This is a genomic window from Reyranella sp. GW821-FHT12G01, from assembly GCF_058806575.1.
The window spans coordinates 3,777,413-3,803,387 of the sequence record NZ_JBXAPV010000001.1 but is presented as its reverse complement, the minus strand read 5'-3'; the positions used below and the strand labels follow the sequence as shown (position 1 = coordinate 3,803,387).

General features: G+C 65.6%; 20 protein-coding genes. 12 read left to right on the top strand and 8 right to left on the bottom strand.

Going from position 1 to position 25,975, the window contains the following annotated elements; translation table 11 throughout:
• Positions 1–4: 4 nt before the first annotated feature.
• Positions 5–1,222, top strand: coding sequence for an EAL domain-containing response regulator (locus AC1RP5_RS18390; protein ID WP_493112891.1), 1,218 nt, complete (start codon positions 5–7; stop codon positions 1,220–1,222).
• Positions 1,223–1,232: 10 nt separating this feature from the next.
• Here the strand turns inward: AC1RP5_RS18390 and AC1RP5_RS18385 are convergent, their stop codons facing one another.
• From AC1RP5_RS18385 to AC1RP5_RS18375, 3 genes are all read right to left on the bottom strand, one after another.
• The gene (locus AC1RP5_RS18385) at positions 1,233–2,387 is read right to left on the bottom strand and encodes a GGDEF domain-containing protein (RefSeq protein ID WP_493112889.1); all 1,155 of its coding nucleotides are present in this window, start codon (positions 2,385–2,387) and stop codon (positions 1,233–1,235) included.
• A 22-nt stretch (positions 2,388–2,409) separates the two neighbouring features.
• A complete protein-coding gene (locus AC1RP5_RS18380) occupies positions 2,410–4,323 on the bottom strand; it encodes a diguanylate cyclase domain-containing protein (RefSeq protein WP_493112887.1) in 1,914 nt (637 codons plus the stop codon).
• Positions 4,324–4,554: 231 nt separating this feature from the next.
• Complete coding sequence (locus AC1RP5_RS18375) at positions 4,555–5,259, bottom strand: C40 family peptidase (protein ID WP_493112885.1); 705 nt, start codon at positions 5,257–5,259, stop codon at positions 4,555–4,557.
• Positions 5,260–5,776: 517 nt separating this feature from the next.
• Between AC1RP5_RS18375 and AC1RP5_RS18370 the strand changes: the two genes are divergently transcribed.
• The gene (locus tag AC1RP5_RS18370; protein ID WP_493112883.1) at positions 5,777–7,207 is read left to right on the top strand and encodes a hypothetical protein; all 1,431 of its coding nucleotides are present in this window, start codon (positions 5,777–5,779) and stop codon (positions 7,205–7,207) included.
• 25 nt (positions 7,208–7,232) lie between these two features.
• On the top strand, positions 7,233–8,414 hold the full coding sequence (locus AC1RP5_RS18365) for an SAM-dependent methyltransferase (RefSeq protein ID WP_493112881.1): 1,182 nt from the start codon (positions 7,233–7,235) through the stop codon (positions 8,412–8,414).
• A 15-nt stretch (positions 8,415–8,429) separates the two neighbouring features.
• On the opposite strand, the gene AC1RP5_RS18360 is transcribed toward AC1RP5_RS18365, so the two are convergent.
• The gene (locus tag AC1RP5_RS18360) at positions 8,430–10,769 is read right to left on the bottom strand and encodes a Tex family protein (protein ID WP_493112879.1); all 2,340 of its coding nucleotides are present in this window, start codon (positions 10,767–10,769) and stop codon (positions 8,430–8,432) included.
• Positions 10,770–10,953: 184 nt separating this feature from the next.
• On the opposite strand from AC1RP5_RS18360, the gene fghA reads away from it, so the two are divergent.
• Complete coding sequence (fghA, locus tag AC1RP5_RS18355; RefSeq protein ID WP_493112877.1) at positions 10,954–11,799, top strand: S-formylglutathione hydrolase; 846 nt, start codon at positions 10,954–10,956, stop codon at positions 11,797–11,799.
• 2 nt (positions 11,800–11,801) lie between these two features.
• On the opposite strand, the gene AC1RP5_RS18350 is transcribed toward fghA, so the two are convergent.
• Genes AC1RP5_RS18350 through AC1RP5_RS18340 form a run of 3 tightly spaced genes read right to left on the bottom strand, consistent with a single transcriptional unit; the run spans position 11,802 to position 15,778 of the window.
• Positions 11,802–13,352 carry an alkaline phosphatase D family protein gene (locus tag AC1RP5_RS18350; protein WP_493112875.1) on the bottom strand — a complete coding sequence of 517 codons (1,551 nt, stop codon included), beginning with the start codon at positions 13,350–13,352 and terminating at the stop codon, positions 11,802–11,804.
• Positions 13,353–14,810 (bottom strand): xylulokinase, encoded by a 1,458-nt coding sequence (gene xylB, locus AC1RP5_RS18345; RefSeq protein WP_493112873.1) that lies wholly within the window; start codon positions 14,808–14,810, stop codon positions 13,353–13,355.
• Between the two features lie 11 nt (positions 14,811–14,821).
• A complete protein-coding gene (locus AC1RP5_RS18340) occupies positions 14,822–15,778 on the bottom strand; it encodes a sugar-binding transcriptional regulator (protein ID WP_493112871.1) in 957 nt (318 codons plus the stop codon).
• Between the two features lie 131 nt (positions 15,779–15,909).
• Here AC1RP5_RS18340 and AC1RP5_RS18335 point away from each other — a divergent pair, with 131 nt between their 5' ends.
• The 7 genes from AC1RP5_RS18335 to AC1RP5_RS18305 all read left to right on the top strand — a co-directional run bounded on the left by AC1RP5_RS18335 (position 15,910) and on the right by AC1RP5_RS18305 (position 23,201).
• A complete protein-coding gene (locus AC1RP5_RS18335; RefSeq protein ID WP_493112870.1) occupies positions 15,910–17,274 on the top strand; it encodes a sn-glycerol-1-phosphate dehydrogenase in 1,365 nt (454 codons plus the stop codon).
• Positions 17,275–17,303: 29 nt separating this feature from the next.
• A complete protein-coding gene (locus AC1RP5_RS18330) occupies positions 17,304–18,632 on the top strand; it encodes an extracellular solute-binding protein (RefSeq protein WP_493112867.1) in 1,329 nt (442 codons plus the stop codon).
• Positions 18,616–19,599, top strand: a complete 984-nt coding sequence (locus tag AC1RP5_RS18325) for an ABC transporter permease subunit (RefSeq protein WP_493112864.1) — start codon at positions 18,616–18,618, stop codon at positions 19,597–19,599. Before AC1RP5_RS18330 ends, AC1RP5_RS18325 begins: the two co-directional genes overlap by 17 nt.
• 1 nt (position 19,600) lies before the next feature.
• Positions 19,601–20,521: an ABC transporter permease subunit gene (locus AC1RP5_RS18320; protein ID WP_493112863.1), complete on the top strand. Its 921-nt coding sequence runs from the start codon at positions 19,601–19,603 to the stop codon at positions 20,519–20,521.
• Positions 20,522–20,535: 14 nt separating this feature from the next.
• Entirely contained in the window at positions 20,536–21,279 is a 744-nt protein-coding gene (locus tag AC1RP5_RS18315) for a glycerophosphodiester phosphodiesterase family protein (RefSeq protein ID WP_493112862.1), read from the top strand.
• A gap of 300 nt (positions 21,280–21,579) precedes the next feature.
• Complete coding sequence (locus tag AC1RP5_RS18310; RefSeq protein ID WP_493112860.1) at positions 21,580–22,641, top strand: catalase family peroxidase; 1,062 nt, start codon at positions 21,580–21,582, stop codon at positions 22,639–22,641.
• Entirely contained in the window at positions 22,638–23,201 is a 564-nt protein-coding gene (locus AC1RP5_RS18305) for a cytochrome b (protein WP_493112858.1), read from the top strand. The genes AC1RP5_RS18310 and AC1RP5_RS18305 overlap by 4 nt, the downstream gene beginning before the upstream one ends.
• Here AC1RP5_RS18305 and AC1RP5_RS18300 read toward each other — a convergent pair.
• Positions 23,198–24,157: a Gfo/Idh/MocA family protein gene (locus AC1RP5_RS18300; RefSeq protein WP_493112856.1), complete on the bottom strand. Its 960-nt coding sequence runs from the start codon at positions 24,155–24,157 to the stop codon at positions 23,198–23,200. The genes AC1RP5_RS18305 and AC1RP5_RS18300 overlap by 4 nt on opposite strands.
• A 163-nt stretch (positions 24,158–24,320) precedes the next feature.
• Between AC1RP5_RS18300 and AC1RP5_RS18295 the strand changes: the two genes are divergently transcribed.
• Positions 24,321–25,973, top strand: coding sequence for an arylsulfatase (locus AC1RP5_RS18295; protein WP_493112854.1), 1,653 nt, complete (start codon positions 24,321–24,323; stop codon positions 25,971–25,973).
• Positions 25,974–25,975 lie beyond the last annotated feature (2 nt).

The following is a 25,975-nucleotide window of genomic DNA, read 5'->3' as shown; positions in this document are numbered from 1 at the left end:
TTGTTTGGCCAACACCGATCAGGCCCGTTTGATGTCGCGCAAATTCCGCTCCCTCGTGGCCAGCGGCGATGATGAATTCAGGGCGGAGTTGGCCGAAAGGGCGATCGCTCGCAATTTCTCCGTCCGTGCCATTCGCTCAGCCGAGGAACTGCCGGAGTTCCTGAAGGGACGTCATTTCGATTGGCTGTTCCTCGACGTCGAGCTCGGGCATGCGCAATGCCTGCAGGTCATTGCCACGCTCAACACCGGTTGGCGCCCGCGGACCGTGCTGGTCGGCGCCATCGAAGCCGCGCACCTCGACGACATTCGACGGAAGGCCATTCTCGCCGGGCTCGATGTCGTTGGCACTCTCGCGAAACCTCTTTCCTTTTCCGCCCTGGCCACGCAACTGGCCGCGCTCGAGGCCCGCGAAAAGGACGATCCCATTGCCGAGCTCGCGGCGCGCGACCTCTACGCGATCCCCAGCAACGAGATCGAGGTGCACTACCAACCGATCGTCTCCATGCCTGATCGCGTCGTGCGCCGGACGGAAGCGTTGGTGCGTTGGCGGCATCCGGAATACGGGCTGATCCAGCCAGGAGGATTCATCGGCCTGGCCGAGCGGTCCGGCGCCATCATCCCGCTCACCTGGGATGTGCTCGCGAGAGCGGTCGACCAGCAGGTGGCGTGGAAGAGCGAAGGGCTCTCCCTTTCGGTTTCCGTCAACATGTCGGCGCTCGTTCTCACGTCCCTGCAGACGGCGGACGACATCCTCGCTTTGCTCCAGGCGAAGGGAGCAGATCCGCGGACGCTCATCCTCGAGATCACAGAGACGGAAAGGGCGCCCGATCCGACGGTCGCGCGCGGTCTGCTGGAGCGGCTGCGCGAAGCGGGCGTCGGAATATCGATGGACGATTATGGCGTCGGCTATTCCGATCTCGGCCGGCTGCAATACTACCCGTTCAGCGATCTCAAGATGGATCGCGGCCTGGTGTCCAGGTTGCCAGACGACCGGGAGGGCAGGGACATCGTTTCGATGCTGGCCTCTCTTGCGGCCCGTGAGAAAGTCGGCCTGACCGGCGAGGGTATCGAGACACAGGAACAGTGGGACGCGCTGGAAGCGCTCGGCTGCGGCTTTGCCCAGGGGTTCCTGATCGCCCGACCCATGCCCGCCGATCAGGTGACGGGCTGGATCGCGAAGATGGCGAAGGCCGGCCGCTATTTCCCGCCGCGGGCCGACTGACCGAAAGACGCTAGGAAGGGGCGGCGGCGGATAGCTCTTCCGTACTCCGGACCTGGTTGCGTCCCATGGCCTTGGCCCGGTAGAGCGCGACGTCAGCGTTGCGCATCGCCGTCTGCAAGTCTCCGTTAAGTGGCGCCAATCCGATGCTCGTCGTGATGCGGAGGGGGCGGCCATCGACGTCGATCGACAGGTCGGCGACGCCCGCCCGCAGCCGCTCGGCGATCTGCAAGGCCTGCGGCTCGTCGACGTCGCGCAACAGTGCGCAGAACTCTTCGCCGCCATAGCGAGCGATCAGGTCCGTGGGACGGAGCTGCTGGCGTGCAAGGCGGGCGAAGGCGATGAGCGCCTGGTCGCCGCCGGCATGACCGAAGGTCCGGTTGACCTCGGAGAAGTGGTCGAGGTCGATCATCAGCACGCAGGCCGGGCCGACCGCCTTTTCACCTTCCTCGAGCAGGAACCGGCGGTTCGGCAGGCCGGTCAGCTGATCGGTGCTCGCGAGCTTCGTGTAGTGCTGACGCAGGCGCTCGTTGGCCATCATCAGGAAGCCGAGCGTCATCGCCACGACGCAGATCGTATTGATGAGCAGCGTTATGCCCTGGGTCGGATCGTAGAAGGGCGTCGTCGGCTCCTTCGGCGGATCTTCGAGAAGGGAGAAGACGAGGCGCACGACCATGGCGGCCGCCATGAGCAACAGTGCAAGCGCTGTCGGGACCCGGCTGCTGAGGGGCTCGGTGATTCTCGCCCGGAAGACCTCCCAGCTCGCGAGTGCCGACAGGATCGCGATCGCAAACGAGCAGATCGCGACGCGGACATTGACGTCGGTGCCGGCCACGAGGGCGATGGTGAACAGGACGACGAACAGGATCGTCGGGACGATGGCGTAGTTGAGGGCGCGCTCGCCGGTATTGAAGCGCCGCACGCTCATCCAGACGGTGGCGTAGCCCGCCACGACCAGTGAATTGGCCATGATGACCAGTGGCAGCGGCGAGCTGTTGGTCCGAAGGCTGAGTTCGAGGGAGCCAAGTGCTCCCAGCGCAAGGGCGGTGGCCCAGCCGCGGATGCCGAGGATGTCGCGGTGATGAAACCAGGAAAAGAAGTAGATCCCGGCCATCACGAGGCCGATCACGAAATTCAGCAGATAGAGCGTGAGGACGTCGATCGACATCGATTTCTGCGCAAAGCCTCGTCTAGGCGCTCTCGGCGCCCCGCCAGGCAACGACCTGGCCCGACATGACGAACCGGTCGCGACCGGCGTGCTTGGCGGCATAGAGCGCCTTGTCGGCCGCCGCGACCAGCGATGCGTGACCGTTCGGGTTTTCGGCGTTCGGCCAACCCGTCGCGCCGCCGAGGCTCAGCGTCACCCGCTTCGTGGGCGGGTTGAGGGCATGTGGTGTGCCGAGGGCCTCGATCGCCTGGCGCAGGCGTTCCGCAACGAGTGCGCAGCCCACTTCGTCCGTATTCGGCAGAAGCAGGACGAATTCCTCACCGCCATAGCGGGCCGCGAGATCGGCGGGACGCCGCGCCTCGGAGGCGAGCGCCTTGGCGATGGACTTGAGGCACGAATCGCCGGCCTGATGGCCGTACTGGTCGTTGAACTTCTTGAAGTGATCGACGTCGACCATCAGCAGCGAGAGCGGGGTTGCTTCGCGCTCGGCGCGCCGCCACTCCGCCTGCAGCCTGTCGTCGAAGTGGCGACGGTTGGAGAGGCCGGTCAGCCCGTCCTGCCGGGCCATGATCGCGAGCTTCTCTTCGAGATCCTTGTGCTCGGTCATGTCGCGCGAAATCGCGACGACGCCGCTGATGCGGCCGGTGCCCGGATCGCGGGTCGCGCGCAACGCTGTCTCCAGCCAGATCTCGCCGCCCTGCCGATGGCGTGTCCGGTAGATGACTCTGGTTTCCTCGACTTCTCCGTGCCGCAGGGCGCGGACGGTCTCTTCCACGTTGGGCAGATCCTCGGCATTGACGCCCGCGAGCGCGAGGGTTCCGCCCAGTTGCTCGGCGCTCCACCCCAGGATGCGGAGGCACGATGGAGAGACATACAGGATGTGCCCATCGAAGCTGATGCGCATCACCATGTCGCTCGATTCCTCGGCCAGCAGACGGAAGTCCGCCTCCTTGGCCGACAGCACCGCCGCCATGCGCTGCCGGTCCAGCAACTGGCGCACCAGATAGAAGCCGGTGCCCGCGATCAACGCGATCAGGCCCAGCACGAGCGCCATGCGGATCGTCGCTTCCTGGCGCCACGGCGCCAGGACCTCGTCCTTCGCCTCGGTGGCAAGGACCAGGATCGGGAACCGGTCGCTGACCTTGTAGAAGCTCAGGCGCCACGTCCCATCGAACGGCGACCTGAAGTAGTAGAGGCCGAGCGACGGTCGGGAATACAGGTCCCTGATGAGCGGCGTATTGGAGACATCGCGGCCGACGGAGGTTTCGTTGTCGACGCTGCGCGCCATGACAATGCCGTCGCGTTCCAGCAGCGTGATGACGCCGGTCGGGCCGAGGTCGAAGCGCTTGTAGAATTGCGCGAAGTAGCTCGCATCGATGCTGGCCAGCACGACGCCGGCGAACGAACCGTCCGTGTGATTGAAGCGACGCGAGACGGTGATGATCCATTGTCCGCCGGAGCGGCTCTTCACGGGCTTGCCGATCAGTAGCCCCTTGTCGGGCGAGTCGCGATGCCGCTTGAAATATTCCCGGTCGCTGTTGTTCAGGCCGGAAATGTCGACGGCCTCCGACGTCGCGAGCCAGCGGCCCGTCTCGTCATAGACGAAGAGACCGCGGACACGGCCCATCGAGCCCCGCCGGAAATTGATGTCGCCCTGGAGCCGGGCGAGGGCGACGGGCCCCGTGCCCTCCGCCTCCAGCCGGTGGACGAGGCCGATCAGCAGGCTGTCGGCCAGTTCGAAGGAATCCTCGGCATGCTGGACCAGCGACTGCGCGATATTGGCGACGTCGACTTCGGCGCTCTTCAGCGCGTCGTGCCGCAGTTCGACTTCGCGCGCCACGCTCAGGGCAAGAAGGGCCACGCAGATAAGGACGACGAAGCCGGTCGCCACAAAGGCAAGTTGACGGAGGCTGGCGTCGCGCAGGCCCAAGGTCATTCCGCGTATCCGCAAGAACGAACACCCCGATTGGTGCGCCTGGATGGTGTCGCACCGAGGAGTGCGGGCAGGTCCATCGAAAATTCCCGATCGGCGGTAGGCGTCGAGTTACCCAAAGCCCGACAAGCATAGGCCAACACGGGCGTCAAACAAACTCGAATAGTCGAGGCTGTAGGCCGATTTTCCGCCTCTTTCGGGAGGCGGCCGCGACATGATCTCGGACGGTCGATTCTACTGCGGCGGGAGCCTGACCGCCGTGATGTAGCGCGTGCGGTAGTAGTCGGCGTCGAGGTTCGTCACCATGACCGGCGAGCCGCGATGCGTGGCATGGACGAACTGATTGTCGCCGGCATAGATGCCGATGTGGGTGAAGGTGTTGCGATAGCCGAAGAGGACGAGATCGCCGCGCTTGAGGTCGCTGCGCGCGACCGGCGTGCCCTGGCGCAGCATCTCGTGCGGCATGCGGCCAATGCGCTGCCCGAAGACGGCGCCGTAGAGGTAGTAGACGAAGCCGCTGCAGTCGAAACCGGTGCTGGGCGAGATGCCGCCGTAGCGATAGGGCGTGCCGAGGTAATTCATGGCGCGCGAGACCAGGCGGTCACCCCACTCGTTGCCGCCCGCGGCGGCGGGGGCCGGGGCGCCGGTGGAGAACGAGGCCGGGACTGCGGCTGGGCCGGTCTGGTTGAAACCCGAGAAGGTGCCGTTGTCCTGCTGCCATTTGGCATTGAGCTGGTCGGCGACGCTGTCGGTCGGATCGGCCTTGGCGACCGGCTTCAGCTTCGCCTTGGCGGGTGCCTTGACCTGGGCATTCGCGGGGGAGAGGACGCCCGCCGCCCCGAAGAAGGTGAGCGCGGCCAGTACCGTGATCGAATAGGCCGTCGCTTGGAAAATCCGTCGTACGTTTGAGGAGGTGCCGCGCCCGTTTCTCAAAGCCATGAATTTCATTCCCCTTGGAACCATTCCAGGTGGCCCGACGGCCGAGGCCATACTGGCGAAGGGCGATGGCCCGGTCCAACAAATGTTGCAAATTTGCCACAATAAATTTTTGCGACGCAGCAAGCGTCGACGGGTGCACGATTGCTGAGAAAATCGGCCCGAGCGCGCTGCGAATTAATCTCATAAGCCATTGTAATTATTATATAAATCGAAAAGATTAGGTGCGTGGACTCGCAAACCGGCTTCGCAACGACGTGCAGGCGCAAGTCTATCGGTCTGTGCAAAAAACCACCTGTCGAGACCCTGATTCGAGCGCTGCCGGGAACCGTGTTGCCTTGATTTGCGGACACCGTCCCGATGGGTACCGTCCCGATTGAAATAGCTGCCGGTCATTGCCTTAATGAGAGAAGAAATGCGTCCGACGCGATCGGGGTGAGCGCGTCGCAAGAAAGCGAGCCTGGACGCAGGCGGGGCGGGGATGGGGCGATGAAGGACCAAGCGGAAGGATTGCTGCTGTTTGGACGCCGAGCGCTACGGCGCGGGCTTTGAGGGCGATCACCGCGGCTCCCCGGTAAAGATGAAAAACGCGATCGCCTCCCTCACGGCGCCCTTCGTCCTGGTCGGAGTAAAGGCGATCGGCCTGGTCGTATGCGTCTGGCTGATCCTGGTGCCGCAGATCCAGTCGTCGTTCGAGGCTTCGAACAGGTATCGCACCGTTGCCTCCTCCGACTGGATTGCCACCAACGTCTGGCTGAAAAGCGCTGAATGTGCGCGGGAGACGGGCGCCTGGCTCGTGATCTGCGAGCAGGGGAAGCTCGTCCCCATCTCCGACCGGGCTCTCGCGGACGATCCGGGACATGCCCTCATCCTTGCCTGCTGGAGCCGCCTTGCCGACCGCGCCGTAACCCTGGTCGATGTCGCGCGTCTCAACCTGACGATCGACATTGTCGGGCTGTTGCTGCTGGCGGCGGTATTGCTCAGCCTCCGGGCCTATCTGCCGGCACTGAGCCTGCTGATGTTTGGTCCTTATGTTTTCCTCGAATGGTTCGGCACCTCGCCGCACTGGGCGCTGATCGGCCTCACCGCCATGCAGCCCTTGCTGCCGCTCGGGCTGATCGCGCGCTGGCGGCGCTGGGTATCGCCGGCCTGCAGTCTTTCCCTGATCGTGATGGGTATCCTGACCCTGGCGTTTGCGTCCCTGATCCGGGAAGTCATTGCGCAGATGACGCTTGTCGTGACACTCGGCGTCATCGTCTGGATTGCGTCAGGGAGCCGGTGGGACAAGCGCCGTCTCGCCGGCCTGCTCGTCGTCGCGCTGGCGGCGCTCCTCGCCTCGCAGACGGCGCGCCTGACGGTGAGCCTGCGGGACCGGATCTACCAGGTCGAGCCCGCGAAACTCGTGGCCACGCATGGCATGGCGCATACGCTCTATATCGGGCTCGGCGTGGTCGAGAACAAATTCGGCATCCAGTACGACGATGCCGTGGGCAAGGAGGCTGCCGCGAAGGTTGCTCCAGATGCCGCGTACCTGTCCCGGGACTACTTCCGGGTGATGTGGTCGCTGTATTTCGCGCGGTGGCAGCAAGATCCGGTCGAGGTCCTGCGTATCTATTTCAAGAAACTCTGGATGGTTCTTGGCGATGAAATACCGGATTTCTTCCCGCCCCTATGGTTATTCCTCGCGCTTGCCGCGTCGGTTCACTGGCTGACGAACGGTCGCGCAGTGACTTACGGCAGCGCGGGCTGTGACAGGCGGCTCGCCGTCAATCTCATCGGTCTCGCGTTCATCGCGTTGTTCCTCGCCCAGGCGAGCCTCGCCCAGCCCACACGGTTCTACGCAGCACCCATCGGCGTTTTCACGATCGCGATGCTGGGTGTCGCGGCCGAAAACCTGGTTCACTGGCTTTGGCAAATCGCAAAACCCCGTCTGGTCCCCGCTTTGAGCTAGCGGCGTGAATCGGTATGGAAGTCTGATGGAGTTGAAAAAGACCACGTTGCGGGACTTTCGGGAGAAGTGGCGCGAAGCACCGCGCGGCAGCGACACCGACGGGCGCATCTTCTCGACCGATCTGCTCAAGCTCTCCGGCGATCGCCTGCTGGCGGCCTGGGACGAGATGGCCGCTCGTCGCTATGCGGGAGAAATCGGCTGGGTCGGCCCGCTCTACTTCGACACCTTCCGCGACAGGAACATCATCGAGCTGGGATCGGGCCTCGGCTTCGACGGCCTGCGCTTTGCCAGCCACGGCGCGCGCTGGACCTTCGCCGATATCGTTCCCGACAATCTCGAGGTCATCCGCCGCATCGCGTCGCTCAAGGGGCTGGACGATCAGGTGCGATTCCATCTGATCGACGATGATCTGTCGTTTACCGGGTTGCCGCGTGACTTCGATGCCATCTGGGTGTTCGGCTCGATTCATCATGTGCCCTTCGAGATTGCGCGCCGCGAGGCCCTGACCGTCCTTCAGCATCTGAAGCCAGGAGGCCGATGGCTGGAGCTCGTCTATCCGCGCGAGCGCTGGTTGCGGGAGGGTGCGCCGGCCTTCGAAAGCTGGGGCAAGTTGACGGACGGCGAGCGTACGCCGTGGGCCGAATGGCACGATGTCGAGAAGGTGCGGCGGCGTCTCCATCCGTTCGCTTTCGACGTGCTGCTCGATTTCGAGTTCTGCTCCCACAATTATCGCTGGATCGATCTCCGGCACGTCGGAGAGCAGCCCGCCGGCGCGCTGAAATCCGCCACTGGCACGGCGGTGCGCTCGGTCGATCTCAAGGCCGAGGCGTTTCATCTGCAGTCGGGTGCCGGCCATCGCCCCTTCTGGACGCGGGATTGGTCGCTCCTTTGCCCTCGCGGACTCTTTGCGGTGGCGGCAAAGGTCGATCTCGCGGCGGCCCTGCGCCGGCTCGGGGATCCTCCGGATGTCGCAGTCGACCTCGAGATGCAGGTCACCGATGGAGCCGTCGGCGTCGGCCTGGTGGATCGCGATGGCGCTTATCTGCCGGCCGCCGAGACGATCGTCGACGGGTCGTTGGATACGAGGCTGGTCACCCTCCGCGCCGTGCGGACGGGCGTGCCGGCCACCTTGGTGTTCCGCAACTTGCGCACCGAAGGACGCAGCAGGTTCCAGGTGAAGTCGGCGACGCTCAGGGTCGCCGACTAAATCCTTCGATTGCCGTTACTTGCGCATGCCCATGCCAGCCCGCCGTAAGGCGTCGGCCAGGGCGCTGCCCGGCGCGCTGGCTTTTTCGGGCGGCCTGACGGGCTGGTTGCGCCTTGCAGCACCGCCGCCGCTTTCGGGGCGAGGGCCCCGTGCCGGCTGGCTGCCGGCCTGATCGTCGAGACGCAAGGTGAGGGCGATGCGTTTGCGCGGCTTGTCCACGTCCAGGACTTTTACGCGCACGATATCGCCCGGCTTCACCACGCTGCGCGGATCCTTCACGAAACTGTTCGACATCGCCGAGACGTGCACGAGCCCATCCTGGTGAACGCCGACATCGACGAACGCGCCGAACGCGGCGACGTTGGTGACGACACCCTCCAGCACCATGCCCGGCTCGAGGTCGTTCAGCGTCTCGACGCCGGCCTTGAACTCCGCCGTCTTGAAGGCAGGGCGCGGATCGCGTCCCGGCTTTTCGAGCTCGCGCAGGATGTCGGTGACGGTGGGCAGGCCAAACTTGTCGTCGACGAAGTCCTTCGCCGACAGCGCACGCAGGGTGGCGCTATTGCCGAGCAGGCCGTCGATCTTGCTCTTGGTCGCCGCGATGATCCTGTGCACGACCGGATAGGATTCGGGATGCACGGCCGAGGCATCGAGCGGATCGTCGCCGCCCGGAATGCGCAGGAACCCCGCGCACTGCTCGAACGCCTTGGGGCCGAGGCGCGGCACATCCTTCAGCGCCTTGCGCGACCGGAAGGCGCCGTTCGTGTCGCGATGGGAGACGATGCTCTGGGCCAGGCCCTGGCCGATGCCGGAGACGCGGGCCAGCAGCGGCGCCGATGCCGTGTTCAGGTCCACGCCGACGCCGTTCACGCAGTCCTCGACCACGGCGTCGAGCGACTTCGACAGCTTGAACTCGCTGAGATCGTGCTGGTACTGGCCGACGCCGATCGACTTGGGATCGATCTTCACCAGCTCCGCGAGCGGATCCTGCAGGCGGCGCGCGATCGACACAGCGCCGCGCAGGGTCACGTCGAGGCCGGGAAGTTCCTCCGATGCATAGGCGGACGCCGAATAGACCGAGGCGCCGGCTTCCGACACGACGACCTTCTGCAGCTTGATCTCCGAAAGACCTTTCAGCAGTTCGATCGCGAGCTTGTCGGTCTCGCGCGAGGCGGTGCCGTTGCCGATCGCGACCAGTTCGACCTTATGCTCGCGCACGAGCCTCGCCAGGATGGCGAGCGCCTCGTCCCAGCGTCGCTGCGGCTCGTGCGGATAGATCGTGCTGGTGGCCACTACCTTGCCGGTGGCGTCGATCACCGCGACCTTCACGCCGGAGCGAAAGCCGGGATCGAGCCCGAGGGTTGGCCGCGTGCCGGCGGGGGCGGCGAGCAGCAGGTCGCGCAAGTTCGAAGCAAACACCCGCACCGCTTCTTCCTCGGCCGCCGTCCACAGCCGCAGCCGGAGGTCGATCGAGAGCATGATGATGATCTTCGTCCGCCAGGCCCAGCGCACCGTCTCGGCCAGCCACTTGTCGCCCGGGCGTCCCTGGTCGGAGATGCCGTAGGTGCGCATGATGCGCAGCTCGTAGGTGCTGGGGATGGCCTGGCTGGCCGGCGGCCGCGTCGCGGGATCGTCCGGTTCCACCGTGAGGCCGAGGATCTCCTCACGCTCGCCGCGGCACAGCGCCAGCACCCGGTGCGACGGCATCTTGGCGAGGGCTTCGGAGAAATCGAAATAGTCGCTGAACTTGGCGCCGGCTTCCTGCTTGCCTTCGCGCACCTTCGAAGCGAGGCGTCCGTTCGCCCAGAAATCCTCGCGCAGTGCGCCGATCAGGTCGGCATTCTCGGCAAAGCGTTCGACCAGGATGGCGCGCGCGCCTTCGAGCGCTGCGGCGGCATCGGCGACGTTCTTGTCCGCCGAGACGTAAGCCTCCGCACTCACGGCGGGCACATTCTGTGGTTCGCTCAGCAGGAGATCGGCGAGGGGCGCCAACCCCGCTTCGCGGGCGATCTCGGCTTTGGTGCGACGCTTGGGCTTGTAGGGAAGGTAGATGTCCTCGAGGCGACTCTTGCTGTCGGCCGCGAGGATCGCGGCTTCCAGCTTCGCATCGAGCTTTCCCTGATCGCGGACGGAGTCGAGGATGACCTTACGCCGTGCCTCCAGCTCGCGGAGATAACTCAGCCGCTCCTCGAGCGTGCGAAGCTGGGCATCGTCCAGCGATCCGGTGGCTTCCTTGCGATAGCGCGCGATGAAGGGGACGGTCGCTCCGCCGTCGAGCAGGTCGACCGCGGCCTGGACCTGCTGTTCCTGGACTCCGAGTTCTCCGGCAATACGCGCCTGGATGGAAACCGCCAAGAAACACCTCTTCGGTCGGACGTGTGAGACAGGATCGCAAGTTCGGCTGCGAGTCGGGCTGCGGATATGGACGTCGCGCCTGTGGGACTTCAAGCTGTTTGTTAGCTTGCATTGATGGAGGCCAAGCGTTGCGCGCGAAACGGCTTCTCCTGTATGCCGGGACCATTCAAATACTGGTGGGCAAATGACGATTGTGACGACGCGCAGCGAGCAAGCCTGCTTCGGGGGAACGATCGGCTTCTACAGCCATTCCTCGGCGGAGACGGGCACCGAGATGAAGTTCTCGGTGTTCATGCCGGCGACGTCATCGACGCGGCCTCTTCCGGCGCTCTACTTCCTGGCGGGCCTCACCTGCACGGAAGAGACCTTCATGATCAAGGCGGGCGCCTTGCGTCATGCCGCCGAACTCGGCCTCGTCCTCGTGGCGCCGGACACCAGCCCACGTGGCCTTGGCCTGCCGGGCGAAGACGATGATTGGGATTTCGGTACGGGCGCCGGCTTCTATCTCGACGCGGAGGCCGAACCGTGGCGGCGGAATTATCGCATGTACTCCTACGTGACGAAGGAACTACCCCCGCTGATCGAAGCCAACTTCCCCGTCGAGGCGGGACGGCGGGGGTTGTTCGGCCATTCGATGGGCGGTCACGGCGCGCTGGTCATCGCGCTCAGGAATCCGAAAGCCTATCAGTCGGTGTCGGCCTTCGCGCCGATCTGCAATCCCGTGAGCGTTCCCTGGGGAGAGAAGGCTTTCGGCAATTATCTCGGTCCCGATCGTGCACGCTGGGCGGAATGGGACGCCAGCGTCCTGATGCGCGCGAACCGTTTCCCGGGCTCGATCCTCGTCGATCAGGGGCTGAAGGACCAATTTCTCGCGACGCAGCTCCGGCCCGAGGCACTGGAAGCCGCCGCCGAAAGCTCAGGGCAGGCGTTGGTCCTGCGGCGGCACGAGAACTACGACCACTCTTACTGGTTCATCCAGAGCTTCATCGAGGACCATCTGAAATGGCACGCCGATAGACTTCGCGGGTGAAGCTAGGCCCGTCGGGCTCCCACTGCGCCGTCCTCGACGACGAACGTCGCCAGGCGGTGAACAGCACCGTCTTTCTTCTTTTCATCGTCGATCGCTTCGAAGCCGACGGTGCATCGGGCTGGCGTGAGCTCGACCGTCGCATAACCGCGGCGATCGCCCCGCGCGTACTTCACATGAGGGTTGGCCGCGAGGGCATCCTGCAGACCCTTGGTACCCGGGCCCTCGGACGTGATGGACGTTCCGACGAACTCCGTGGCGATCGGTGGCGCCGTGGGCTTCGCGGAATCGCGGGCGAGATCGGCCACGAAGAACGCATGACGGTCGCCGCCGATGACGACCGGATTGCGCGGCTTGTGCGTGGCAATCGAGTCGAGCAGCCGACGCCTCGCATTGGGATAGCCGTCCCAGCCGTCCATCCAGAATCGATGAACCCCCTCGGCCGGCCGATCGAGTTCGGCCATGAGGGTCTGCTGCGCAACGACGGTCCAGCGGGCTTTCGAGGTCCCGATCTGTGTGTCGAGCCAGGCCTCCTGTGCCCGGCCCAGCATCGTCCGCTCTTCAAGCGTTCGTTCGGGACAATCTGGCACCGTGGTCGGGCGGCCGCCATTCACGCAGGCAGGCGCCGAACGATATTGCCGGTCGTCGAGCAGCATGACGTCGAGCAGGTCGCCGAAGCGGTAGCGTTCGTAGATCGTGGCGGAGGGCCCGCGCGGCCGCGCCGAGGCGGGCAACGGCATGTGCTCGTAATAGGCCTGGTAGGCGGCGGCCCTGATCTTCAGGAAGCGCGCGGGATCGCGCGTCGTGTAAGAGCGATCGTCGGCATAGTCGTCGGCGACCTCGTGATCGTCCCAGATCGAGAGCCACGGTGCGGCGGCGTGAGCGGCCTGCAGGTCGCCATCGAGCTTGTAGAGCGCGTAGCGGTCACGGAACTCCGACAGCGTGGTCGGAATGCCGACCTCGTGCCGGCGTACGTGCCGCGAGCCCCACGATTTTTCGTAGATGTAGTCGCCGAGATGGACCACGAGGTCGAGGTCGCGCCCGGCCATATCGCGATAGGCAGCGAAGTAGCCCTGCTCGTATTGCTGGCACGAGGCGAAGGCGAAGCGCAGATGCTGGCCTGACGTGCCAACCGCCGGCGCGGTACGGGTGCGCCCGATCGGGCTTTGCGCACTGCCGGCGCGGAACCGGTACCAGTAGGGACGGCCGGGCCTGAGGCCGCGTGCCTCGGCATGCACCGAATGACCGAGTTCGGCGACAGCTTGCTCGGTGCCGCGCGCGACGACGCGTGAGAAGGATTCATCTTCGGAAACCTGCCAGTCGACGGCAACAGCGCCGTCCGGCATGCCGCCGCCTTCGAGCGGCTGCGGTGCGAGTCGCGTCCACAGCACGACGCTGGTCTCTCTCGGTGCGCCCGAGGCGACGCCCAGTGTGAAGGGATCGCCGGAAAAGCCCAGCGGCGCCCCACGCACCATCGTGAAGGGCGCGGCAACGACGGTGGCTCCAAGTGATCCCGCCAGGAACCTGCGGCGCGCGAGACCCGGATTCCCGTTCATCTAGCCAATCTCCGCGGCGGACAGGGAGACATGCGCACGGTAGCGGGACCTTTTTTGGGCAAGCTGATCCGCGAGTGATGGATCCACCGGGACAATGAGAGCGTCGGGCTCGCGGCGATCCGCCAGCAGCGGCCCACCGATGGAGGATCGCGCCAGCCGGGCCGCGCCGATCGCGGGGCCTGCCTGCTGGTCTGCCGTGAGGGTGAGCGGCTGGCCGATCGCGGCGGCGACAAGACGTGCCCAGAGATCGCTGCGCGCGCCGCCGCCGGTCAGGACGATCCGCCCAATCGTGGCGCCGCTGCCGGTCAGGGCGGTGTGACAGTCGCCGAGCGCCAGGGCGACGCCTTCGAGCACGGCCTGCACGAGATGGAGCGGTCCCGTGCGATGGGTGAGGCCGGAGAAGGCGGCGGTGAGCTGCGGATCGTCGTGCGGTGTGCGCTCGCCTGCGAGGTAGGGTGTGAAGACCGGCGTGTCGGCCGGCGATAGTTTCGCGGCCTCGACCTCGGCGAGCAACGCGCCGACATCGTGCCGGCCGAGAAGGTTCGCCGTCCAGGCGAGCGCACCGCCGGCGCTCAGCACGACGGCATGCTGCGCAAACAGGCCAGGAACGGCATGGCGATGCGTATGCATGCCGCCGTCGCGCGCCGGCAGGAAGCGGTCGTTGGCGACGCACCAGACGCCGGAAGTGCCGAGGCTGACATAGGCGGCGCCGGACTGGACTGCACCCACACCCACGCCGGCGCACATATTGTCGCCGCCACCGCCCGCTACGGGCAGGCCGCGCGGCAGGTGCCAGCGCAGTGCGTGCTCGTCGCGCAAGGTGCCGGACACTTCGGCGCATTCGACCAGTCTCGGCAGGCGCGCGCGATCGATGCCGCACGCGGCCAGGATCTCGTCGTGCCAGTCGCCGCGTGCGGTATCCATCAGCAAGGTCGCCGAGGCATCCGCGCGGTCGCTGGCCGTCTCGCCGGTGAGGTGGAGCCGCACGTAATCCTTGGTCAGCAGGATGGAGCGCGCTTGGTCGAGCCGCGCGGGTTCGTGCCGTGCCAGCCAGGTGATCTTGGGCGCGGAAAAGCCAGGCATGGCGCGGCAGCCGACGATGCCGGCGAAATCGGGGAAGCGATGGTGCAGCTCCTCGCATTCGGCGAAGGCGCGGCCGTCGTTCCACAGCAAAGCCGGCCGGAGCGGCTGGTGTGCGTCGTCGAGCAGGGCGACGCCCAGCATCTGGCCGGACAGGCCGATGGCGCGGACCGATGCCATCGCTTGGCGCGCATTGGCGGCCAACGAATCGAGCGCGGCGACGACGGCGTTCCACCAATCGAGCGGCGACTGCTCCGACCACAGCGGCTGCGGGTGCGAGGAAGTGAGTGGCGTCGTCGCTTCCGCGACCACGCGGTCGTCCTCGTCCATGACGACGGCCTTCACGCCCGACGTGCCGATGTCGATGCCGAGATACATCGCGCCGGCAGTCAGCCCGCGCCGCGCAGCAGGCCGAGCGCGGCGCGGCCAGCCGCCTCGTCGACCACCAGGACCGAACAGAGCCTGGCGCGCAACACGGCGGCAAGGATGGCCACCTTGTTCAGCCCGCCCGACGCGACGATCACGGTCGCGATGTCGCGCAGCATGCCGACCGGCGTTGCGATGACGCGATTGTTGAGAGGATGCTTGATGGGGGCGCCCCGGGAATCGAGGAAGGTTCCCATGATGTCGCCGACGGCGCCGGCGGCGCGCAGCGAATCGACCGTCACATCGCGCGGCAGGCCATAGCGCATGAGCAGCGAGCGGCGGCTGAGGTCGCCCACGCTCATCAGCGCGACGTCGCAGGTCGCCAGCCGCTGGAAGGTCTCGCGGAACACGTCCTGCGCCAGGATGGTGTCGCGCGACTTCGGGCTACCGGCATAGATCGGTGCGGCGAGGTAGTTGCACTGGCCGTTGATGCGCCGCGCGAACTCGCTGGCGATCTCGAAGGTGTTGAGTTCGAGTCCATGGGTGAGGCCGCCCATCATCGAGTTGATGCTGAGGTCGGGGAAGTTGGCCCCGGGAAGATGGCGGATCGTCTCGCGCAGCGTCGCGCCCCAGCCCAGTCCAAGGCCGCGCACGCGGGTCTGATCGAGATGGCGCGAGAGGTAATCGGCGGTGGCTCGGCCGATCGCGACCGAAATCTGGTCGGCGTCGCTCGGTGTGGGAACGACCACTGCATCCTTCAGGCCGGTTTCGGCGACCAGCTGCCGTTCCAGTTCGACGCAGGCGGCCAGCGGCGAATTCACCTGGATGTTCACCAGCCCGCTTTCGCGCGCTTCGCCCAGCAGCCGGTTAGCGCGCAGGCGCGTGATGCCGAGCTTGCCCGCGATATCGGCCTGGGTGAGCCCCTCCATGAAATAAAGCCACGCCACGCGCACGCGAAGCTGCTCGTCGTCGTCCGACATACGTCCATTGCCTCCCGGCCGGACCATGCCGCGTCGGCGGCCGTCTGTCATGGTCCGGGAACATTTGTATCCTATTCTATACAAATGTTCCCGGAGTTGATAAGCAGGGCCCAAGGCAAAACGGGCAGGACATGGACGGGCAGGACGAGACGCTTTCGACCGCGCTTGCGGCCGCTTCGACGACCCGCGATGTCAGGATCGCCGCGGGAAGCCTCGGCGCCGTGCCCGCTGTGTTGAAAGGCGCCGCGCCCGCCAGCCGCTACGTCGTCGTCGCGGACGATCACACTTGGGCGGCCGCCGGTACCCGCGTGGCGTCGCTGCTGAGGTCGGAAGGGCTCGCGACGACTGGCCCTGTGATTCTCGAAGGCCAGCCGCGGGTGAAGGCGAGTGCCGAGACGGCGCGGCGCGTCGCGGCGTCGCTGCAGGCCGAAGCCGCGTTGCCGATCGCCGTCGGCTCCGGCGTCATCAACGATCTCGTGAAATACGCCGCCGAGCTTGCCGGGACGGCTTACGTCTGCGTGCCGACGGCCGCGTCGATGGACGGCTATGCCGCTTCGGGCGCGGCTCTGCGAGATGGCGGCTTCAAGCGCACCTTTGCCTGTGCAGCCCCCGTTGCCATCGTGGCCGATCTCGACGTGATCGCGACCGCGCCGGCTGCCATGGCGGGCTGGGGCTATGGCGACCTCGTGGGCAAGATCGTGGCCGGCGCCGACTGGATCCTGGCCGATGCGCTGGGCGTCGAGGCGCTCAATCCCGGCCCCTTCGCGATGGTGCAGGGCAATCTCGGCGGATGGCTGGCCGATCCGGCCGGCGTGCGGCGCGGCGAGGCGGGCGCACTCGACGGGCTGATGCGCGGCCTCGTGATGTCAGGCCTGGCCATGCAAGCGCACGGCAACTCGCGACCCGCCAGCGGCAGCGATCATCAGTTCGCACATCTCTGGGAGATGGAAGAAGTGTCGGTTGGCGGCGTGCCGGTCTCGCACGGCGCCTGTGTCGGCATCGGCTGCCTGTCGATGCTGGCGGCCTACGAATGGCTGCTCGACCGTGACCTGTCGGACCTCGATCCGGCCGGGCGCGCCGCTGCGCTACCATCGCCTGCGATGCTCGACGCGGAAGTGAAGGCGTCGTTTCCGCTCTCCTTCATGGCCGCGAACGCCTCGGTCGAGGTCGCCGCCAAATCGGCAGAGCCTCGGGTCGTCGAAAAGCGCCTGGAACTGCTGATGTGCGAATGGCCTCGGATCGCGGCTGGACTGCGCGGCCGCCTGCCGAAGCCGAAGACGGTGCGGCGGTGGCTGGAAGCGGTCGGTGCGCCTGCGACAGCGGAGGCCATCGGTGTCGAGCGAGACAAGCATGCGCGGGATTTTGCGCGGGCGAGGCTCATCCGTCGGCGCTTCACCGGCCTCGACGTGTTGCAAGAGCTCGGATTGCTGGACGTCGCGGTGGCGGAGATGTTCGGCGCCAACGGATTCTGGAGAGAGTCCCGGGCCGTGGCCTAGGGGACCGGTTCAACAAAGGGAGGGATGAGATGGAGAGGACGAGACGGACCCTGGTCGGCGGAGTGCTGGCCCTCGGACTGATGGCGGGGTTTGCCGCTCCGTCGGTCGCGCAGCAGCGCACCGAGATCCAGTTCTGGCATGCAATGAGCGGCGTGCTGGGCGAGCGGGTCGACGAGATCGTGAGCCGCTACAACGCCTCGCAGACGAAATACACCGTGGTCGCCACCAACAAGGGCAACTACGACGAAGTGATCAACGGCACCATCGCGGCCTATCGCGCCAAGAAGGCGCCGCACCTGGTGCAGATCTACGAGCGCGGCTTCATGACGATGCTGCTGTCGGACGCGATCGTGCCGGTGCAGGACCTGCTGACCGAGAAGAAGAAGCAGATCGACTGGGCCGACTTCATCAAGCCGGTCGCCAGCTACTATCAGTACAAGGGCAAGCTGATGACCATGCCCTTCAACTCCTCGGCGCCGATCCTCTGGTACAACAAGGAGCATTTCGAGAAGGCGGGCTATGCCGCGCCGGCCGAGACCTGGCAGGAACTCGAGAAGCAGCTCTATGCGATCAAGAGCAAGGGCATCGCCGATTGTGGCTCCTCGCTCGCGGGCGACTTCTTCTGGAGCCTGATCGAGAACTACAGCACCGTGAACGACCAGCCGTTCGGCACCAAGGCCAACGGCTATGACGGGCTCGACACCGTCTTCGTCTACAACAAGACGAAGGTCGTGGGGCAGGTGACGCGCCTCAAGAAGTGGATCGACGACGGCATCATGCAGATCGCCGGCCAGGGCCTGAACCCTGAGCAGCTCTACACCTCGGGCAAGTGCTCGACCTTCTTCGCCTCGACGGCGGCGCACGGCAGCGTCGAGCGCAACGCCAAGATCAAGTGGAGCGCCACCTACCTCCCGTGGGAGGAGGGCACGACGCCGCGCAACAGCAGCATCGGCGGCGCCACGATCTGGGCGCTGAAGGGCCAGAAGGCGGAGGACTATGACGGCGTCGCCGACTTCCTGGCCTTCGTCGCCAGCCCCGAGCTGCAGGTCTGGTGGAGCAAGGTGACGGGCTACGTGCCGATCACCAACAAGGCCTACCAGGTCGCCAAGCAGGAGGGGTACTACAAGGAGAACCCGACCCGCGAGATCGCCATCCTGCAGCTCAACCGCGGCACGCCGACGGCCAACTCGCAGGGTTTCCACTTCGGCAACTACACGCAGTCGACCTTCGCGCTGCGCCAGGAGATGGAGGCCGTGTGGGCCGGCAAGAAGATGCCGCAGGAAGCGCTCGACGACGTGGTCCGCCGTGGCAACGAGATACTGCGGCAGTTCGAGAAAATCTATGCAGGCAAGTACTAGCCTGGCCGATCAGGCGTTGCCGGCGACGGTCGCAAAGACCGCTCGCCGGCGGCGTCCGTCGGAGGCGGGCGGCACGGCGGGGCTGAAGCGCGCGCACTACCGCAATTCGCGGCTGCCGCTTCTCCTGCTGCTGCCGCAACTCCTGGTCCTGCTGCTGTTCTTCTTCATTCCGGCGGTGCGGGCGCTCGTCCAGGCGTTCGTGATCACCGATCCGTTCGGCAACAGCGTCCAGTTCGTCTGGTTCGACAATTTCCGCGCTCTGTTCGCGAGCCCGGAGTATCGCGACTCGATCTGGGTCACGATCTGGTTCACGCTGGCGCAGAACGTGCTCACCATCGGCATTGCGGGCGTGCTGGCCTTCGCGACCGATCGAGTGATCCGCGGCCGCGGTCTCTACCGCTCGCTCGTGCTGCTGCCCTATGCGATCGCGCCGGTGATTGCCGGCATCCTCTGGGCCTTCCTGTTCAACGCCCATGTCGGGCCGCTGGCCTACGTGCTGAAGGCGCTGGGCATCGCCTGGGATCCGAGCCGCAGCGGCTTCGACGCCTTCCTGCTGGTCACCGTCGCGGCTGCCTGGAAGCACATCTGCTACGACTATATCTTCCTCGTCGCCGCGCTGCTGGCCGTGCCGGCGTCGCTGCTGGAGGCCGCCGCCGTCGACGGTGCAGGGCCCGCACGGCGCTTCTTCAAGATCGCGCTGCCGATGATCGGGCCGACTGTGTTTTTCCTCCTGGTGATGAACTTCGTCTACGGCTTCTTCGAGACCTTCGCCATCGTCGACGCGGTGACGCGCGGCGGGCCGGGCGGCGCCACCATGATCCTGGTCTACAAGGTCTATCAGGACGGGTTCGTGCACATCGACCTCGGCTCCTCGGCGGCGCAGTCGGTGCTGCTGATGATCTTCGCCGTGGCCCTCACGCTCCTTCAGTTCCGCTATGTCGAGCGGAACGTGAACTACGACGTCTGACATGGTCGAACGGACGCGCGGCCTCGACATTGTCTGCCACGGGCTGCTGATCCTCGGCGGATTGCTGGTGTGCGTGCCGATCTACTTCGCTTTCGTCGTGGGCTCGCACACGGTGGGCGACGTGCTGGCGGTGCCACCACCCTGGCTACCGGGCGCCGAGTTCTTCGAGAACGCACGGACCGCCTGGACCAAGGGCAATCTCGGCCGGCTGCTGTTCAATTCGCTGGTCGTCGCGGTCGGCATCACGGTGGGCAAGATCGCCGTGTCGCTGCTCTCGGCCTTCGCGATCTCCTATTTCCGCTTTCGCTTCCGGATGCTGGCCTTCTGGCTGATCTTTGCGTCGCTGATGTTGCCGGTCGAGGTACGCATCCTGCCGACCTACGAAGCGGTGGCCAACGTGGCCCTGCCATTGCAATGGGTGCTCGACGCGCTCGATGTCGGCCGCTGGATCGGCGCACTGACCGGCCGCACGGTCGAGATCAGCCTCGAATGGAACATGATGAACAGCTACAGCGGCCTGATCCTGCCGTTGATCGCCTCGGCCACGGCGACCTTCTTGTTCCGCCAGTTCTTCCTCACCGTCCCTGAGGAACTGTGCGAGGCGGCGCGGATCGACGGCGCCTCGCCGTTGCGCTTCTTCTGGCACGTGCTGCTGCCGCTCTCGGTCTCGAACATGGTGGCGCTGTCCATCATCCTGTTCCTCTACGGCTGGAACCAGTATCTCTGGCCGTTGCTGTTCACGACGGACAAGGACATGGCGACCGCGGTGATCGGCCTGAAGCACCTGATCCCGCAATCGGACTCGGAGCCGGCCTGGAACGTTGCGATGAACGCCGCGCTGCTGGTGATGCTGCCGCCGGCACTGGTGGTCGTGGCGATGCAGCGCTGGCTCGTGAAGGGCCTGGTCGACAGCGGCAAGTAGGAGAGAGGCTCGTCATGGTCCTGATCGTCGGTCATCGCGGCGCGCGCAACCTGTGGCCCGAGAACAGCCTGGCGGGCTTCGCGAAGACGCGTGATCTAGGTATCGACGGTGTCGAGTTCGACGTCCATCTCTCGCGTGACGGAGAGATGGTGGTGATCCACGATCCTTCGCTCGAGCGCACGACGGAAGGGAAGGGGCCAGTCGCGAACAGGACCGCCGCCGAACTCGCCGTGACGAAACTGCGAGACGGTAACGGCGAGGGGGTGCCGACGCTCGATGCGGTGCTCGACATCTATGCCGGCACCGCGATGGAGCTGCATATCGAGATCAAGACCGACTTCCTCGGTCGTGCCTATCAGGGGCTGGAGGCGAAGCTCGTCGAGCTCATCGCCCGGAGAAAGCTCCAGGAGCAGGCCATTCTGACGTGCTTCGTGCCGGAAGTGCTCGAGACGGTGCGCCGCCTCGATCCGTGCCAGCGCGTACTGGGATCGCTCGACCGGCGTTCGGCCGAGCTGATGGGCGGCCTCGAAGGTGCGCTCGCCCGCTTCGGCTGGATCGACGGCTGCCTCGTCGCCGTCGAGAAGGGGTTGCTGGTCGACAGTCTCGACCTCTGCCGGGAGCGCCTGGGCAGCGACCGGCTCGGGGCCTGGGTGCCGAACGAGCCGGATGACATTGCCTTCTGGCTCACCCAGCCGATCAGCCGGATCACGACCGATCGGCCCGATACGGCGCTTGCCGAGCGATCGTCCCGCCGCTGAAGTCAGTCTTGATTGCCCCCTTACGCGACCGCGTTGGCCACGATCCGGCGCGTTCCAAGTTCCTTGCCTCGTAGCTCGTCAGCACTTCCAGTGTGGCCTTGAACACGGCGTAAGGGCCGCTGCCGGGATTGACGAGCTGGGCCAACCGTCTGTCCAACGAGGCGGTGTGCGAGGTTGATCTCGTCGAGACCCGGATCGGGGCGCAGGTGGTGGTTCCATGGAACATTCACGTGCTCTTGAGCGACGCGTACTCCGTCTTGCAGGCATACTTCGAGCCAACGATTAGGCAGGTGCTTACCCATGTCACGACCTTCCCTTCCACCCTCCCGCATCCCCTTGGCCTCGCTCGCCGTCATCGCGCTCGTGGTCGCTGGTGCAGCGGGCGCCTTCGCCTACACCGCGGGCTGGCTGTCGCCCGAGCGCTTGACGCCGACCAGGCTCGTCGCCGCGCTGGCGCCGTCCGACGGTCCCGCGCTCGGTCACAGGCGTAATCACGCCAAGGGCGTCTGCTTCACGGGCGAGTTTCAGTCGAACGGCAGCGGCGCGTCGCTTTCCACGGCGCAGGTCTTCAAGGCCGGCAGCTATCCCGTGCTGGGTCGGTTCAATCTCGCCACGCCCAATCCCAATGCGGCAGATGCGACGGTCCGGGTGCGCGGCATGGGCTTGCAGATCGCGACACCGGACGGCGATGTCTGGCGCAGCGCCATGATCGACGCGCCGGTTTTTGCGGTGGCGACGCCGCAGGCTTTCTACGACCTGCTGCAGTCCGCGCCCAAGGGAGCGGAGGCGATGAAGGCTTTCATCGGCCGCCATCCGGAGTTCACGGCCTTCGCCGGCTGGGCGGGGACAGCACCCTGGACGTCGAGCTATGCCGAGGATCCGTTCAACGGTCTCAACTCGTTCCTGTTCACCGATGCATCGGGCGCGTCGCGCGCGGTGCGCTGGTCGCTGCAGCCGGCCGCGACGCCGGTACCGATCAAGCCCGATGAGCTGGCCAAGAAGGGACCGAATTATCTCGAGCAGGAGATCGCGCAGCGCGTCGCTACCCAACCGCAGCGCTGGACGATGGTCGTGACCGTGGCCGAGCCGGGCGACGTCACAGCTGATCCCAGCAAGGCCTGGCCGCCGGAACGGCGCAAGGCCGAGGTGGGCACGCTGGTGGTGACGAAGGTGATCGCCGAGCCCGACGGTCCGTGCCGCGACATCAACTTCGATCCCACCGTTCTGCCGCGCGGCGTCAGTGTGTCCGACGATCCGTTCCCGGCGGCGCGCTCGTCCGCCTATGCGAGGTCCTATGACGCGCGTACGGCGGAAGCGAAGGACTATCCCCGCACGCCGGCCACCGGGAGTGCCAAGCCATGAGCCGCGCCATGACTCACACACGCTTCTCGGGCGCGCAGCGCCTGGTGCACTGGCTGATGGCCGCCGGCATCGTGGCGATGCTGTTCATCGGCGTCGGCATGCTCTCGACCGTCGCGCCGACCTACGTGCCGCTGGTTGCCACGCACAAGACCCTGGGTTTCGCGCTCTTCCTGTTGGTGCTCGTGCGTCTTTGCCTGCGCCTGGTGCTGGGCGCACCGCCGCTGCCCGCGAACCTGCCGCCGCTGATGCGGCTCGGCGCGATTCTCTCGCACTGGGCGCTCTACGGACTGATGATTGCCATGCCGTTGATCGGCTGGGCGATGATGTCGACGGCTGCTTATCCGATCGTCCTGTTCGGCGGCATCCGGCTGCCGCCGATCCTGCCGCAGAGCGATTCGCTGCATACGCTGCTGTGGGCTGCGCATCGCTGGCTGGCTTTCGCCTTCTTTGCGCTGATCCTGCTCCACGTCGCGGCGGCGCTGTTCCACGCCCTGGTTCGGCGTGACGGTGTCTTCGAGGCGATGTCGCCATTGCCGGTTCGCAGTGGCGCTCCCGATTAGCGAGCGGCGAGGATAGCTTCGACGATCTCCTGGACGTTGAGCGCCTCTGCCAGCGTCGCGAGGTGGTGGGGCTCACCGCGCGAGAGACGCGCCACGCCTTCAAGCTGACGCTTCAGCGCGAGAGGTCGGGCCTGCTCATTGGGCATCGCATCCGGAGCGCGCTGCCACGTGCCATCCGGCAGGCGCCGTTCCGCGAACGACCAGTCGCAGAGCCGTACGGCGCCCTTGTCGCCTTCCAGCATCCAGATGTTGTGATCGTCCTTCTTTGTTTCACCGACTGCGCCCGTCAGCGTGACGGGCAAATCGCCCGCTTTCAGGGTCGCGGTGATGCTGCGCTCGGACTTGCCGGCTTCCGGAAACGACGCTTTGCCTGTCAAGCCATGCAGCGGTCCCACCAGTCGGCGCGAGAGGAACAGGAAGTGTGAAACGACCTCGCGTGTGAAGCCGCCCTGCATCGGCTTGTCCAGCCAGCCCACCGCATCGGCCTGCCACGGGCGTGGCCATCTGGCGAAGCCCACTTCGATCTCGATCCGTTGCGGTTTGCCGATACCGCCCTTGTCGATCCAGTTCCGGATCGAGGCCACGGCGAAGGATGAGGCGAAGGGGAAATTCACGGCGCCGCGGTCGCCGGCCTCTGCCACGAAGGCGCGCGCGTCGGCGACGTCGACGGACAGCGGCTTCTCGCCGAAGAAGCTCTTGCCCGCAGCAAGGGCCGCGCGCGCGTGCTCGAGATGCGAGGCCGGCGGCGAGGCGATGTAGACGCAGTCGCTCGCGGCGATGACCGCGGGGGCATCGGGCAATCGCCGCACCTGGGGAAAGGTCTTTTCCATGCGCCGCATCGCTTCCATCGACGGATCCCAGATACCGCAAACGCGCACCAGGGCGGGATCCTGCTGGAGGATCGCATTGAGCAGCCGCTCGCCCATGATGCCGGCGCCGATGATGCCGATCGCCACGCTACTGTTCGTCATGTCCATTTCATCCATTTGGTTCGCGCAAGATTACTACCTGCGGTGCCGGAGCGGGATACTGCGAGAAATGCGCGGCTGCATAGACGAAACCGTGGCGCGCTGTCGCTTTTTTGGTGCTAGCGTTTGGTCTCCTGACGTGGAGGGGCAGATGAGTGACGATGGCCGGAACGGTTCAAAGGGCTCGAAGCGACGCAACCTCCTCCTCGGAGGCACAGCACTCTCCGTGCTCGGCACGGTAGGATTGGGCGGACCGCAACTTGCGCAGGCGCAGCAGACACCGGCCCGGCCGGCGACGCCGCCGGCTGGTGGCCGTAAACCCAACATCCTGGTGATCTTCGGCGATGATATCGGCGTGCCGCAGATCAGTGCCTATACCATGGGCATGATGGGCTATCGCACGCCCAACATCGATCGTATCGCCAACGAAGGTGCGATCTTCACCGATTCATATGGCCAGCAGAGCTGCACCGCCGGCCGCGCCTCGTTCATCCTGGGTGAGGAGCCGTTTCGCACCGGCCTGCTCACCATCGGCATGCCGGGCGATCCGCATGGCATCCAGGCCTGGATGCCGACCATCGCGGACGTGATGAAAGTCCAGGGCTATGCGACCGGCCAGTTCGGCAAGAACCACCTCGGCGACCGCGACGAGCACCTGCCGACCAACCACGGCTTCGACGAGTTCTTCGGCAACCTCTACCATCTCAATGCCGAGGAGGAGCCGGAAGGCTATTTCTATCCGAAGGATCCCGAGTTCCGGAAGAAGTACGGACCGCGCGGCGTGCTCAAGATCTCGACCGACGGCAAGATTCAGGACACCGGACCGCTCACGTCCAAGCGCATGGAGACGATCGACGAGGAGTTCCTGGCCGGCGCCAAGGATTTCATCGATCGGCAGGTGAAGGCCGACAAGCCGTTCTTCTGCTGGTTCAATTCCACCCGCATGCACATCTTCACTCACCTCAAGAAGGAATCGCAGGGCAAGACGGGCGTGGGTATCCATGCCGACGGTATGGTCGAGCACGACGCGATGGTGGGTGAACTCCTGAAGCAGCTCGACGACCTCAAGATCGCCGACAACACCATCGTGCTCTATACGACCGACAATGGCGCCGAGATCGCGCTGTGGCCGGACGGTGCCATGACGATGTTCCACGGCGAGAAAGGGACCACCTGGGAAGGCGGCTTCCGCATCCCGATGATGGTGCGCTGGCCCGGCGTCATCAAGCCGGGCACCCAGTACAACGACATCATCTCGCTGCTCGACTGGTTCCCGACCCTGTGCGCGGCGGCCGGAGAACCGAACATCAAGGACAAGATGAAGACGGGCTTCCAGGCGGGATCCAAGACCTTCAAGGTCCATCTCGACGGTTATAATTTCATGCCCTATTTCAAGGGCGACGAGAAGAAGGGCCCGCGTGACGCCCTCTATTACTTCGATCAGGGCGGCAATCTGAACGCCATCCGCTGGAACGACTGGAAGGTGAGTTTCGCGGTATCGTCGGAAGGCAATATCGCGACGGCGCTGCGCGAGACGCCGTCATGGGCCTTGATCACCAACCTGCGTATGGATCCTTACGAGAGGGGAGCGAAGGAGGGCGCTGGTGCGATGGACTTCATCGCCCGGCAGATGTGGCTGCTTGTGCCTGTCCAGGCGAAGCTGAAGGAATTCTTCTCCGACTTCGAACAGTTCCCCTACCAGACCGGCAGCACGTTGAACGCGGCCAACATCAATTACGGCCTGTTGCGACAGCAGGAAGCGCTGAAGCGGCTGAAGGATCTTGAGAACCTGCGGCCGCGCTGACG